We start from the raw sequence: 14,304 nt of genomic DNA on the forward strand, positions 1-14,304 counted from the left end.
TTTTCATCGAGGGCGTATTCGGGCGGAATAAGAGCCTGATCTTCCTCAATTTCTTTGCGAGGAGAGTTTGTGCATGCACATACAAGTGATCGCGGTCGGAAAGCTGAAGGAGAAGTACCTGACGCAAGGAATCGGCGAATATTTAAAGCGCTTGGGCGCATACGCCAAGGTGCAGGTCGTGGAGGTGGCGGACGAGAAAGCGCCGGAAAACCTTAGCCCCGCGGAGGAGTCGCAGGTAAAAAACCGCGAAGGCGAGCGTATTATTACGGCATTGAAGCCGGACGCTTATGTCATCGCCCTTGCCATCGACGGCGCCCGCTGGTCGTCGGAGCAGCTTGCGGCAGAACTCGATCGCCTCGCCACGTACGGCCGCAGCTCCGTCGCCTTCGTTATCGGCGGTTCCCTCGGCTTGGCCGATTCCGTCCTCGCCCGCGCGGACCAGTGCCTCTCGTTCGGCGCGATGACGTACCCGCACCAGCTCGTGCGCCTGTTATTGCTTGAGCAGGTGTACCGGGCGTTCAAGATCAACCGCAGGGAACCGTATCACAAGTGAGGCGAAATTTTTCCAATGTTTACTAAGCCAGTGATTGTTTTAGCAGTAGGGTAGAAATAATGGTTGTAACGAGGAATATAAGATGTGGGATAAGCAAATAATTTGTTTATTGTTGTGAATTTTACTCTATTGACCGATAATATTATTGTCACTGGATTGCCCGGCTAAAGCGTATGGTATAAGGAATGTTCAAGCTGAGATCAAACCAAAACATAAAGCCGTAGCTCCAGATTCATCCATGTTGTATTTGTTGTTTATAATTCAAAGGAAGGTGTAGATGCATGAGCACAGACAACTCAATTCTGTTAAATCGTGTATTTACACGAAATACGTTACGTGAAATAGTGGAGCGCAGTTATAGCGATGTCTTTGCGACTGCCATTCGCAGATACGTTGTCGACTCATCAGGAAAGGACAACAAACAATTACTCAGTGAACTATATACCGTTCTTAAAAAAGAATATCGAAACGAGTATTATTATAAAAATACGATTTTAAATAAATTACTTCTTGGTGTGCATAAGCCTACAACAACAACAGCCTTAACTGAAATTTCCATTGGTAAATCAAAGGCGGATTTTGTTTTAATAAATGGTCGTGCGGTTGTTTATGAAATCAAGACTGAACTTGATAATCTTGATCGCCTTGATACCCAAATTTCGAATTATTTCAATGCGTTTACACGGGTCTCCGTTCTAGCCAGTGAAGAGTATGTAGACACATTAGAGAAACGTCTAGGGAACTCTCCAGTAGGAATCTGTATATTAACAAAGAGGGGTAATATTAGCGAGAAAAAAGAACCACAAGAATACACCGATAAGTTAAATAAGGATACAATGTTTAGGATACTTCGAAAGTCGGAGTATGAAGAAATTATCATTAAGCATTTTGGTATGTTGCCAGATGTATCTCAATTTGAATACTACAGAGTTTGTAAACGTTTATTTTGTGAGATTAAAACAGATGAAGTCTATACAGATTTTATATCTATTCTTAAAAAACGTGTTAAGATTGATATTGAACCCTACAAGAAAATTCCATATGAGTTAAAGTTTCTTGTATACTTTTCAGACTTTAAATCAGATGAGTATAAAAAACTACAATTGTTTCTGGAACAAAAGGAGGTTATTCCATGTACTTCCCTTTTTTAAGAGGCCGTCAGTTTGAACTCATTGCCATAAGAGAACTAATAGAAAAGTCGCTAATAAATAGAAGTGTGATGCCAATTGTCGAGCCAGTAAAACTGTCGGCAGCCTTAATTAAAACCTTGGTATCCTTTCGAGAAAGCGACCGCGCTTTGGGACTAGTTCGAAATCCTCAAGTAGGGAGCATGCTTAAAGATTTAGCTGACGAAAAGAATAAGAAGGATAAAGACCGGTTTCTTGAATTACTAAACACCTCTGATATTCTATCCTTTCTATATTCCAATGCAAAATTACCCACACATCTTTCTTCGTTTGAGCGTCAAGGAATCACAAAGCAAGATATTGCCACTATTTGTATAAACCAAGACGCGATCCCCCATTTCGAATCCGTATATGCTACCGATATCCCGCGATTAAATTTTATTAGGGACGAAAGTGTATATCGCAGACGCATGCCAAATCAGAGAGTACTGTTTGAGGATCGTTTCCCGAAAAGAAACCGAAATGTGGATTATTTAGAGCAGGAGGATGAATCCTTTACCTCAGATCACCTTTATTATAAGCAAGATGGGTACTTGGGCTTTTCAGACTTTTCGGTAGTTGGGGATGAATATTCTGAAACGGGTTTTGCTCCTTATGCAATTGCAATTCATATTGTATATTTTGCAGATGATCAAGCCTTACGTGTTCGCCATTTTGTAGCCGATACAAATGATGATATTACTGACCCTGCAGGTAAATTTGCAGAGGCGTTGGAAAAACTAGTAGCATGGAACGAAATTAATAAACTTGATACATTTGGAATTAAGACTTTCGAGGAAATATACAGAAATCGCTCATATCCTGGACTAGGTACTGTGAAAAAACTCTCAATTATGCATCATCTAGAGCTTATGAGCCGGTATTTAGATGGGGTAAAGTAAAATGAAATTTTGTAGCTACTGCATAGTTGATGGTGAATTACAGCCAATCATTGAAGGTTTGGGACAGGTGGAAAGTTCCTGCCCTGTGTGCGGGAAAAGAAGAGCATTCATATATGATACTGACGTTAATACGGAACTCATAGGATATTTTAATGAACTGTTAGAATATTATACTCCTGAATCTATGCTCCCTCCTGATTTTCCGGCTGAGGAGAAAAAGTTGTTAGTCACAGAATTAACAGATCGTTGGCATATATTTAATACTAAGTTGAACCCGACAGATGTATACCGCATCATGAGGGCATTATGTGCTGAAAAATATGGGAGCATGCCAAACCTTTTTGATGCGCCAGTAGGTATCGCCGAACTTAACGATATAGAGTACTTAAAAAGTCGCTCTTTGCTTCGTTCTAATTCATGGGATGATTTCGTTGAGTCTGTGAAAATACAAAATAGATTTCACACTAACCATATCGAATTGGATATTCTTAATCGTTATTGTTCTTTTATCCGGAAAGTATACAAAAAGGGAACTGCATTTTTTAGAGGCCGCATTTCTCCGGAGGAGGGCTTTCCAACGGAAGAAATGGGTGCACCTCCTTCTGACAAGGCTACAGCAGGTCGAGCAAATTCAGCCGGTATACGTTGCTTATACCTAGCAAGCGATCTTGACACCACTATACATGAGATACGGGCTGGTGTCTTTGACTATATTTCGATTGGACGCTTTGAGTTGACTAAGGATATTGTTGTTGTCGATCTTAAAGCTATTGATCATATCAGTCCGTTTTTTGACGGATGTGATTTTATAATTAACAAAGAACATTTGAGACGTATAAATATGGAGATTGGGCGTGCCTTGAGAAGAAGCGACAGTGTATTAGATTACATACCTACGCAGTACATTGCCGATTTTATCAAAAGTATCTCACATGAGGGTAAACCCGAGTATGCTGGAATAGAATACAATAGCACCATAAATCTAAGTGGACAAAATCTAGCCATTTTTTATCCGGAGCTATTTGTATGTACGGAGGTAGAAGTATATCATATTAAAGAATTGCGCTATGATAAGGAAAGGCTGTAAGAAGAAACGTTCTATAGTTAGAACAAAATCACCCCTATGAGGAGTGATTTTGTTTTAACTTTGGGCCAATATCGGGGAATCTAGACCCGTTACAATGTCCGCTCTCCAGCGCAATCTCTTGGCAAAGCCTCGGTTCTAAGCGCCGAGCTTCGGTCTATAGCCTGGCCTTTTAAGAGTTTTCTATGCCGTGTTTGTTTGCAATTTGCTCGTTTTGGTTGGGCCGGCCCTTACCCTCGGTAATCAAGTTGCGCAGGCTGCCGTTTATGTAGGTGCTCCAGGCGTCCGAGCAGACGGCATAGCATTCGTACGTGGGGACGAGGCCTACGTGCGTAAAGCGAACTTCTGTTTTGTCGCCCTTCTCGGCGATTTCAAAGACAATGTCGGTATCCTTCCACTCGCTCTTGTCCTTTACGAAGTTAAAGTAGTTATCTGCAATGTACCAAACAACCTTTTTACCTGGAACAAGTTCGGTGATTTTGATGGTGCAGCGGTGAATGTCTTGGTAGTGGTACTTAAATTCTCCGAGTTCGTCGGTCCTTCCCTCAATTTCTTCCGACCACCAACCGCGGACGTTATTGATGGCGGCGAAGACTTGTTCGGGGTTTTGGTCTACCGTAAAAGAAGTGCTGAAATTTTGATTCATGCAAGTTATCTCCTCTCGCAATTTGTTGACTAACATCCCGAGTATAAAGCACGTACTTGCAAAATACAAGCACAAAAAGTATAAGCATGCACATGAATTGCAAAATGCAAGCACAGATAGTATAATCATGCTCATGAAAAAGCGAACTTCCTCAGTTTGTCCAATAGTATATTCGCTCGACATTTGGGGTGACCCATGGAGCCTAATCATACTTCGTGACGTTCTTATCCACAACAAGCGGTATTACCGCGAGTTTCTTGCTTCACGCGAGCGCATCTCAACCAATATTTTGAGCGCACGGCTCCAATCGCTCACTGAAGCAGGCCTGCTCGTCAAGATAGAAGGCGTTTCAAACCGCGCACAAACGATGTACCGACCAACACAAAAGGCACTTGATCTGTTTCCGGTCGTATTTGCCATTATGCACTGGGGCCTTAAATACAACCCAAATACCGATATGAGTATTCCGATCATGCAGGAACTAACAACAAACGAAAAAGGGTTGGAGCAGCGCCTTTTACAGAATTTCGACGATATTACCTCATAATAAATTACGCCGCAGTTCCTGCATTCTCAAGCCAAGAATTCCATAAATCCTAATCGGCCGCTTTAGCACAAGAAAGGGACACAGCGGATGCATGTCCCTCTCTTACGCTTATATCATCAAGATCTCGCGAAGCTCTTGTTCGGTAATCCCAGACATCGCCTCCTGATCGGGCCCCATCACTTCGTCGATCAGGTTTTTCTTTTTGTGCTGGAGCTCGTACATTTTTTCCTCCATCGTTCCTTGGGTGATGAGGCGGATTACTTGGACGACGCTTTTTTGCCCTATGCGATGGGCGCGATCGGCGGCTTGCTGCTCGACTGCGGGGTTCCACCATAGATCATATAGTACAACGGTATCCGCTCCCGTCAAATTCAAACCGGTTCCCCCTGCCTTCAAGGAAATGAGAAAGATGTCCGTTTCGCCATCGTTAAACCTGCTGCAGAGCTCGACGCGCTGACTGGCGGGAGTTGTTCCGCCCAGATAAAAATACGGAATTCCTTGACCGCTCAGCTCTTTGCCAATCAGGCCGAGCATCTCCGTGAATTGAGAGAAGATCAACATCCGTTTCCGATTGGCCAGGCACTCTTCCACGATTTCCATCAGCTGCTCCAACTTCGCAGAGCTTCCCTTGTATCCTTCGATAAATAGGGCGGGATGGCAGCAAATTTGCCGAAGCCGGGTGAGGCCGGCTAAGATTTTGATACGGCTCTTGTGATAACCGTCTACGCTTAGATGCTTTAAGGTTTCCTGCTGCAGCTTGGCCAAATAAGCGGCATACAATTTCTTCTGTTCCGGAAGCAGCTCGGAAGGCTTGATCGACTCCATCTTGTCCGGCAGGTCTTGAAGCACATCGCTCTTCCACCTGCGCAGCATGAAAGGCCGCGCCCGCCTGGACACCTCTTTGCGCGTTAAGTTTCCGAACGTTTTCCGATCTTGAAACAATGCCGGGAAGACGACGTCGAAGATCGACCACAGTTCTTCGAGGCGGTTCTCGACAGGGGTTCCGGTCAAGGCGAACCGGTAACCGGCTTGGATCGATTTGACCGCCTGAGCTGTTTGCGTCGTATGGTTTTTGAAGGCTTGCGCCTCATCCAGGATCAGGGTGTGGAACGATTGCTTGGCATAGAGATCCACATCACGCAGCAAGAGCGGATACGACGTGATAACGACGTCGGCCTCCGCTAACCTTTGCATCTTCTCCGCCCGCTCGGTTTGGCTGCCGTCTGCAATTAGTACGCGGATCTCCGGCGCAAATTTCCGCAGCTCATTGCGCCAATTGTAGACAAGCGACCCCGGCGAGATCACGAGGGCAGGGATGCTCCGTTGCCGAATCTCCGGCAGGACGGAAGCGATAAAGGCGATGCTCTGCAGTGTCTTTCCCAGGCCCATGTCATCCGCCAAAATGCCGCCGAACCCGTAATAAGCGAGCGTCTTCAACCATTGGTAGCCGTGCTTCTGATAATCCCGCAACACATTCGTGAGATAAGCAGGGATCGGGAAGTCGAGATTGTCCGGATTTCGCAGATTATCAAGGAGCCGGCGAACCGGCTTGTCGAGCTTCAACGCATTGAAATCGTGATCGATCAAATGAATTCCGCGGGCCAAGGGGACAAGGACCTTCGATCCTGTTATATCCGTATTGCGAAGCCCCATGTCCTTGAGGAACGTCGATAGTTCCTGAAGCTCGGCGCTGTCGAGCGGCAATAAAGAACCGTTCGGCAGGCGGTAATATCTCCGCTTCTCCTCCAACGATTTCACAAGGTTGCGAATTTCGGTTTCCGGTATCCAACCCATGTTTAAGCGAAATTCAAGCCAATTTATTTCCCCGGCCGCGGATACCTGCACACTGACCTTCGGCAGCGTATCCAACTTCTGCAGCCGGAGTTTCACCGCACTCGTTGCGTACACCTTCATCAGCTTCTCCAACTGCGGAACGACCGTATATAGGAAGTCGAACTCCGCCTCTTCGTCACTCATGAAGTAACCTGCTTCCGTCTTCGTGAACGGGCTTTGTTCAATCGTTTCGATGATCCGCCGCTCCTGCTCGAGGTCCCGGATCAGAATACGATGAGAGCCCTGCTGCTTCCGGCTATCCTCCAGAGGATTGATCAGCACGTCATCGTACTGAAATTCAACGGCCGCCAGAAGCCGATCCTTCACCCGGTCCAGATACAGCTTCGCTTGAAGTGGAGATTGCGTGACACGCTCGGCAATGGCCGGGGCGATGTTGACGTTGCCCAGCTTCATGAGGCCGGGGACTACTTTTTCTATAAAAGACTCAATCTGACCGATATGAATCGGAATATCGTGAGTACCCGATTCGTCGAGGATCGCCTTAAGCTCTGCAAGCCGATTGCACTGCTTTGCCGGAAGCGGGAGCAGCTTACCGCTTAGGAAGGCCAATTCGTAGGGTTCCATAACCGTAAATTGCTCAAGGCCGTGAACACGCAAAGAATAGCCGCCTGAGCTCGCTTCATTGAACTCGAAGCGCAGAGGCAAGGGTTCATCGGTTAGGCAGATGCCGTTATATTTGAAGTCTCCATCCATAATGGTGACCTTCGGCGCTTGCGTCAGCAGAGGAAGCAGGCGTGCCCATGCCTGTGGCGGAAGCGGCAGCATGCGGGCGCCGTTCTTAGCCGAGGTGTAAACCGAATGCAAGCGGTCCGTTTCACGATAAGCGGCGCGATCCCGAAACATATCGATTAAAGCTCGAAGGACGGCTTCGTTTTCTTTCGAAAAGCTGTGGAGCTCCGGATCGTAGCCGAACCTTGACGAGAAAGAGCCGCTTTCCCCCCGGACAAGCTGATCCAAGAAGGAAGGGATATTCTGAACAATATATAATGCTTTGGGGCCGACCTTAAGCTCCATGCCGAACATGGCGGTGTTTTTGTTGTAATTCAAGAGCTTCAGAATGAACTCCACTTCAAGAGGCGTTCTCGTTTCCGTAAGTGTCCTATTGTGGATGGGGCGTATGGGTTTATCGTCGAATAGTCCGAGAATACGCTCAGCGATGCGGATATTTTCGTTACGTTCGGGAGTTTCTCCGGGCTGCACAATGTCAGGGATTGGCGGAGCAGTCAAATCACCGGCTTGTTGTATGTCATACAGACGGATCAGAACTGCGGCAATATGATGGCAAAATGTATCGAACGAGCCAAGTGCGGGACAGGTGCATTGCGCATTCGGCTTGCCGTTCGAATCAAACGCAAGGTATACCTCATGGCGGCTGGTTCCGCTCACTTCGGCTGCATATTCATCGGTTTCGGAATCGAATCGTACAAAGCCGACCTTATTCGTGCGGCATAATCGTTCGCCTTTTTGATAAGCATAGCGGCCGCACCATTGTTTCATAGATTGCTTTGTTAACCTTATGCTCATTGCCTGTTCCTTCCTAACCTTACACCTCGGATGTGATACCCTGAGTGGGTATCTCTATTTTATCAAAACTTGCGGCAAGTTTTTGAATAATTACTCTAAGATTATTTGAGTCTTGATGACCTCATGAATGCTCGCAATCCCGTCCGAACCGTGCCCTGCTGCAATTCCCCGTTCAATCAGAGTTTTAAAAAGAGACGGCACGTCTGCGCTGATTCCATTAGCCTGGCTGGTATGAATGAGATGATCGACCGCCCCCGCGTGGATTTCAAGCGTACCCTCTCCGCTCGGGTAGTGTCCTTCCTCAATCTGATGAGCGTAATCTGTCATGAGTGAAGTCACGAATGGGAGGTACGCGGTCGCCACTGCTGCGAATGTCCTTGCATCGACCTCTTTGCCAACTAATGAGACGGCGTGGAAAAAGCCGCTGAGCACTCCCCAGTTCATGCCGTACAGGGCCGTATCGTAGAGCGAAGCTAGTCCGGGGTCCTCTCCAAGGTGTGTCGCCCCACCCAGACTCTTCAGCAAAGATTGATGAGCGGTAAAGGCGGAAAGCGATCCACTGTAGAGGAAGACGGCTTCAGGTCTTCCGACAAGTCGGGTGCCGCTCATGGCTGCACCATCGAGATATTCGGCACCAACCGATGATACCCGCTTGGACATCTCACGTGCTTGTTCCGGCGTGCCTGAACTGAGGTTGACGACGACGCGACCGGAGAGAGTATCGCTGTATGGTGCGAGAATCTCGCGCACGCTATCGTAATCGGATACGCATACCACCACAAGCGGGCTCGCCGACAGCGCTTCTGCCACATCGGCGGCATGTAACGCTCCCTTGGTAATGAGGTCTTGACCTTTGCCCAGCGAACGGTTCCAGACAGTCGTCCTGCGGCCATCCATTAAGAAAGCATTGGCCAGCGCCGAGCCCAACATTCCCAAGCCGATGACTGTCACCTCCGAGTTCTTGCCTGTCGTCAAAACTGCATCATTAACCGATATATTCATCATTGCTTCTCCTTGAGTTACGTTCATTTCTCTCCACTCCTTTTGTATTTAAGCCACCATGTTAAATACTGGTATAGGGGTATTATGTAAGATATAATGGATAAAGGGAAGTACGCACTTTATTGTAATATTAGCACCTATAAGTACTGTAGGAACCGAAAAGTACCTATAAATAACTTGGTGTAAACTTTTTTCGTTTGACATTTCGTTGGCACTACTAAGGAGATATGCAGGCATGTTTGAAATAGAGGATTATCGGGATGAGTTGGAGCTCATCTTTGCGGAAGCATTGGAGGAAATTGCCGCACTGCCTGCAGGTTTGAGCGAGAGGGGGCAGGAGTTACTGGCGCTTAGCCATCCGTTGTATAACGGGGGACGAGCCAATGTGATCAGCTACCTTCTTCCTTACTGGTTACGGGAACAGACACACGGCCCGATCGAGCTTTACCGCGATATAGCGGTCGGTAATATCCATGCGATGCTCCACTTTTTTCTGCTGGACGATGCGATGGACGGAAGTGGAGAGAACCCTGACGGAGTCCGCGGCTCATTGGCGCTTAGTCAGTTACTGGATGAGCTGTTCAAGCAGCGTTACCGCCGCCATTTTCCGCATGATTCCACGCTGTGGAACTGCTACCGCAAATATTTGGGGGAGTGGGCGTCTGCAGTATATTCAGAATCGGCAAAACCGATGAATCCAAGTGATTCCGGACAGTTGGCCCGTAAAGCGGCTCCCGTTAAAATATGCGCCACCGGCATGATGCTTCATGCGGGGCGGCCGGATCGAATCCCCGATGTGGAGGAAGCCGTCGACTTGGCGCTTGCGGTGCTCCAACTGTCCGATGATTGGGCGGATTGGCGGGACGATCTGCCTGTATCCAATTGCAACGCATTCCTGTCGATCGTGCGGGATCTGCTTAGCCTGCGTAACGAGGAGGTATTGGACGAACGCTCTGTCAGAAGGGCGATATACAACCGCCATGCCGTGGACCGTCTCGCAGAGATTGCCGAGAGCTATGTCGGGCGACTGAGACGGATTCCCAACACACCGGATCGTCTCATTGCGTTTGCCTATGCAATCGCACAAAGTATTCGGAAAAACGCCCTGCAAGTAGACGAATCGACTCAAAAATTAGCTCTAGAGGGCGGATTTTCTAATATTTTGTCGAAATCGAGAAAATAATAGGACAATTTTACCATACCAATGATATGATAAAAGGGCTAGTCCATTCTACTAATGAAGGGTTGTAGTCCTATGTCCATGGAAACATTGAAAGTGAAGATTATTAAGAAGGCTTGGGAAGATCCGGAATTTAAGGCGCAGCTGCTGGCTGATCCCAAAAGCGCGCTTCAAGCGTCGTTCGGCATGAAGATTCCACAGGAAATCGAACTCATAACAGTAGAAGAAACTCCATCCCGGTATTACTTGGTCATTCCGCCCAATCCGGCTGATCTGGACAGTGAAGACGGCGGGATGAGCAGCACTGAGTACGTTTGGAGTTAATCTTGATGAATCAGAGGGAATCGGACGATCGCTTCGGTTCCTTTTCCTTTCATACTGCGAAATTCAAGCGTTCCCTTCATCACTTCAATGATTCGGAAAGTGACCATAAGTCCGAGACCCGTTCCTTTGGTCTTCGTGGAAAAGTATGGCTCGCCAAGTTTGACGATTTGTTCCTCATCCATTCCTTGCCCGTTATCCGAAATTCGAATTACAATCGTGGACTTCTCCGCAAAAGCTTCAATCTCGATTTTTCCATTGTCTTGAAAGGATTCGATGCTGTTCTTAATCATATTGATGAATGCTTGTTTGAATTTGGACGGGTTACCGAAAATCGTGAGATGATCGGGTACGTTTACGTTCAGGGTTCCCCCGTGCATCGCGGCCAAAGGGCGCATGATCGTCTCTATATTGCACAATTCTTGCTTTACATCCATCGCAACAACGGTCTCCTGCTCGGGCTTAGCGAATGTTAGAAAATCCGAAATGATTGCAGCGGCCCGATCCAACTCGCTGATGGCCATGGAGTAAAGGGATTTCCTTTCCTCGTTCGCATTCCTGGAGAGCAGCTGCAAGAACCCTCTTGTGACCTGCAACGGATTCCTGACTTCATGGGCAATTGAGGCGGCAAGGTCGCTGATGATCTTCATTCTTTCCGTCCTTTGCAGCTGATGGTTGTACAACTCCAGTTCTTTAGAATAGGAAAGCAGTTTGGAATAATCGGCTGATATTCTTCGACTTAAAATCATAACGAGGCAAACGATCAGGAACACGATGCCGAACTTCCACAAGAACAACACATACGGGCGATTGCTGGTATAGAAAATAATAAGATCGGCGACACCCGAAAGAGCGAGTCCGATGAGCCCTGTCGATAATATGATGGAATTTCGGTTTCCCCGATATGCATTGCGAAAGGCAAGGACAATGGTTATAAGCAGTTGAAGCAAGATTAGAGGCCCCGGAATCCAGAAGCTAATGAGTCTGTAATAAAAGTAGAACGGCTCGCCGATCCATTGATACGCGAACATGACGAGAAAACTAAGGGTATAATACCAGGACAGCCATATTGCGAACTTCTTCAATAACAGATAGGTTTCCTCGAATATATGGATTACAAAATAAAAGAGCGACGGAAACAAGACGAACATCGAAGTATCGAACAAAAACAGCAGCTGATGTCCGTACTCGGGGAAATAAAAATAAGGCATGGAAGAGTAAGCGGCGATCAGCGTGCCTGTCGAAAGGACAAACAGGCTGAGGGACGTGGCTAGCCTTCTCTGTTTCCAAAGAAAGAATCCCGAACACACGAGCATCATTATGCCTAAAAATGCAATACCGGCGCCGAGCAGAAGGCTCGGCAGCTCCTTGCGAACATTCAAGGAAGATAAACCGTCGAATTCGCCGATTTGAATAGCGCTGCTTATCCCTGCACGTTCTTTCGATTCAATGCGGATGTATATATCGCTGGAAACCGGCTTAGCTGTAAGCGGGATCAGTACGATGTTTCGTTCGAAATCATAATCGTGCGAGGAGCGAAAAATCGCTTCTGAGTCTTCGTATACGGTGATGTCGAGTCCGTACAACCGCTCTATGTACAATCCCGGGTGCATCAAACGGGAGGTTGGCGGTACGATAATATGCACCCATGCGCCGGTAACCCCGTCCGGGATCGTTGTGAGGGGCTCGTTAACGGTGGCGGAATGCCAAGATCCATTCGAGGGCGGAATTTGGTTTATCGGTTCCGGCCCTTTGATCCATTGTATATTCCAATCTGTAATGCGAATCTCGGAAACTTCAGTATTCGGGGTATTTGGGCCTATGGACAAAATGGCAAGCACGATGCCGCAAATCAATACTAGAATCACCGTTAGTCGGAACGTTTGCATTTTACACCTCGATGATTTAGCGAGCTATAAAACAATTATTTCGACATAATTCGAAACAATCCTGTAAAAAATGACAAATTTTTTACCTTTCGGTGAGGCAAACCGAATCATAGGTACGGGAAAAAGATAAAGGCCATCCGGCAAAGGATGGCCATCCTGTACGATCGCGTCGACAGTGACGGAACAATTAAGCAATTTTGTTTCCGAAGGAATGATCAGCAATAGATGCGGCAAACTTGTAATCGTCATCGTTCATCCTCACCCGATTCCCACTGATTCCGGTTTGCTTTCATGAAATCGATTTGCTTCTCCAAATGTAATTGAGCATCAGCCAGCGCCTTTCTTTGTTTGATAATTTCCTTCAGTTTCGTTTCATATATTTGCAGCAACTCTTCGCAATACTCGCTTTCTTTGTCTTTGACTTGAACTTCAGGATATTCGCAATACAAAATGCCCTTTATCTGATCCGTTGTTAAACCTAATCCTAGATACAGCCGGATCGTATTAATCGTCTCAACGATCGAATCGTCAAACTCGCGATAATTATTGGCAAGGCGGGAAACCTTTATTAATCCCTTCTTCTCATAATGGCGTATCGAACGGATGCTTACACCGGTTAATTGAGCTAATTCACTAATCTTCAATGAAATTGACCCCTTTGAACTTGGTTAATCAAGGTTTTTTTCTAAAGTATGACATAAGCGTTTATGTCGCTACAACAAAAAAGCACCCTCATGATGGAAGAGTGCTTTTGGATTTAATTCAGCCTTTAGCTAAAGTCTTGTAAATGATCAGCAACCCATTGCGCGTAGGTTCGTGCTCGTTGGCCGGTAACTTCTTGAACGGTCGGAACGACCGTGTACGCTTCTTTAGGAAGATTCTCATGCCACTTGAGAACGTACTCAATCATGTCTTCGGATACGCCCAATTTCTTCAGCCGTTCGCGAGCTTGTTCTTTCGTAAGTTCGATAAATCGAACATCCCGGCCAAGCGCCTCGCCGATAATGCGGACTTTAGCGCGTGGAGTAAGCGCTTCAGGACCCGTTAAGATGTACGTTTTTCCGGCGTGGCCATCCTTCGACAGAGCGGTTGCCGCGACTGATGCGACATCGGCTTCATGGATGACGGCATTCAACGAATCGCCGAACGGCTCCCGAACGACGCTTTCCGAGCGAATGGATTCGGCCCATATTAGCGTATTGGACATGAACTCGCAATAAGGTTGGATAAAGGTCCATTCCAGGCCGCTTGCTTCCGCTGCCCGTTCCACTGTCCCCTTCTCGCCGCTCCACAAAATTGCCGCTCGCCGTACCCCCGCCTTCTCAGCGAGTTCAATAATCTCGCTTCCGGTCTGAAGCGGGGAACCGCCGGCGACGCTCGTCATTAAGTATATGCCCTTGACCCCTTTTAATGCGGGCACGAGGGTCTCCGGCGCAGTAAGGTCGCCATATACCGTCTCCACTCCTTCAGGCACATTTGCCGCTGCCGGATTGCGCGACAACGCGCGTACATGTTGTCCGGATCGGACAAGTTGATTGACTACATGACGGCCGACATTGCCCGTTGCTCCAGTTACCAAAATCGTCATCTTCGTTCTCCTTTCAACCGCGCTTGAAGGCTGTGAATTAGTGTTCAA

The 14,304-nt window shown here is 47.1% G+C and carries 13 protein-coding genes; 7 read left to right on the forward strand and 6 right to left on the reverse strand.

The window, feature by feature from the left end:
• The first annotated feature begins 73 nt into the window (after window positions 1–73).
• The 4 genes from rlmH (at window position 74) to JET16_RS14475 (ending at window position 3,708) form a co-directional block, all read left to right on the forward strand.
• On the forward strand, window positions 74–553 hold the full coding sequence (rlmH, locus tag JET16_RS14460) for a 23S rRNA (pseudouridine(1915)-N(3))-methyltransferase RlmH (protein ID WP_199616955.1): 480 nt from the start codon (window positions 74–76) through the stop codon (window positions 551–553).
• A 281-nt stretch (window positions 554–834) separates the two neighbouring features.
• Window positions 835–1,704 (forward strand): sce7726 family protein, encoded by an 870-nt coding sequence (locus JET16_RS14465; RefSeq protein ID WP_199616957.1) that lies wholly within the window; start codon window positions 835–837, stop codon window positions 1,702–1,704.
• Window positions 1,686–2,621 (forward strand): sce7725 family protein, encoded by a 936-nt coding sequence (locus JET16_RS14470; RefSeq protein ID WP_199616959.1) that lies wholly within the window; start codon window positions 1,686–1,688, stop codon window positions 2,619–2,621. The genes JET16_RS14465 and JET16_RS14470 overlap by 19 nt, the downstream gene beginning before the upstream one ends.
• A 1-nt stretch (window position 2,622) precedes the next feature.
• Window positions 2,623–3,708, forward strand: a complete 1,086-nt coding sequence (locus tag JET16_RS14475; RefSeq protein ID WP_199616961.1) for an RES family NAD+ phosphorylase — start codon at window positions 2,623–2,625, stop codon at window positions 3,706–3,708.
• Between the two features lie 169 nt (window positions 3,709–3,877).
• Here JET16_RS14475 and JET16_RS14480 read toward each other — a convergent pair whose 3' ends face one another.
• A complete protein-coding gene (locus JET16_RS14480) occupies window positions 3,878–4,351 on the reverse strand; it encodes an SRPBCC family protein (RefSeq protein ID WP_199616962.1) in 474 nt (157 codons plus the stop codon).
• A 97-nt stretch (window positions 4,352–4,448) separates the two neighbouring features.
• Here JET16_RS14480 and JET16_RS14485 point away from each other — a divergent pair, with 97 nt between their 5' ends.
• Window positions 4,449–4,898: a winged helix-turn-helix transcriptional regulator gene (locus JET16_RS14485; RefSeq protein ID WP_199616963.1), complete on the forward strand. Its 450-nt coding sequence runs from the start codon at window positions 4,449–4,451 to the stop codon at window positions 4,896–4,898.
• A 108-nt stretch (window positions 4,899–5,006) separates the two neighbouring features.
• Here JET16_RS14485 and JET16_RS14490 read toward each other — a convergent pair whose 3' ends face one another.
• Window positions 5,007–8,276 carry a DEAD/DEAH box helicase gene (locus JET16_RS14490; protein WP_199616964.1) on the reverse strand — a complete coding sequence of 1,090 codons (3,270 nt, stop codon included), beginning with the start codon at window positions 8,274–8,276 and terminating at the stop codon, window positions 5,007–5,009.
• 90 nt (window positions 8,277–8,366) lie between these two features.
• Complete coding sequence (locus tag JET16_RS14495; RefSeq protein ID WP_199616965.1) at window positions 8,367–9,305, reverse strand: NAD(P)-dependent oxidoreductase; 939 nt, start codon at window positions 9,303–9,305, stop codon at window positions 8,367–8,369.
• Between the two features lie 208 nt (window positions 9,306–9,513).
• Between JET16_RS14495 and JET16_RS14500 the strand changes: the two genes are divergently transcribed.
• Together JET16_RS14500 and JET16_RS14505 are read left to right on the forward strand one after the other, a co-directional pair.
• Window positions 9,514–10,461: a hypothetical protein gene (locus JET16_RS14500; RefSeq protein WP_199616966.1), complete on the forward strand. Its 948-nt coding sequence runs from the start codon at window positions 9,514–9,516 to the stop codon at window positions 10,459–10,461.
• Between the two features lie 72 nt (window positions 10,462–10,533).
• Entirely contained in the window at window positions 10,534–10,782 is a 249-nt protein-coding gene (locus JET16_RS14505) for an NHLP leader peptide family RiPP precursor (RefSeq protein ID WP_199616967.1), read from the forward strand.
• On the opposite strand, the gene JET16_RS14510 is transcribed toward JET16_RS14505, so the two are convergent.
• The 3 genes from JET16_RS14510 to JET16_RS14520 form a co-directional block, all read right to left on the reverse strand.
• Complete coding sequence (locus tag JET16_RS14510) at window positions 10,779–12,668, reverse strand: sensor histidine kinase (RefSeq protein WP_199616969.1); 1,890 nt, start codon at window positions 12,666–12,668, stop codon at window positions 10,779–10,781. The two genes, JET16_RS14505 and JET16_RS14510, sit on opposite strands and share 4 nt — an antisense overlap.
• Before the next feature lie 245 nt (window positions 12,669–12,913).
• Entirely contained in the window at window positions 12,914–13,312 is a 399-nt protein-coding gene (locus JET16_RS14515; protein WP_199616971.1) for a MerR family transcriptional regulator, read from the reverse strand.
• A 125-nt stretch (window positions 13,313–13,437) separates the two neighbouring features.
• Window positions 13,438–14,256, reverse strand: a complete 819-nt coding sequence (locus tag JET16_RS14520) for an NmrA family NAD(P)-binding protein (protein WP_199616972.1) — start codon at window positions 14,254–14,256, stop codon at window positions 13,438–13,440.
• Window positions 14,257–14,304 lie beyond the last annotated feature (48 nt).

The sequence above is a fragment of the Paenibacillus alkalitolerans genome, assembly GCF_016482785.1.
GTDB classification, from domain to species: Bacteria; Bacillota; Bacilli; order Paenibacillales; family YIM-B00363; genus Paenibacillus_AE; species Paenibacillus_AE alkalitolerans.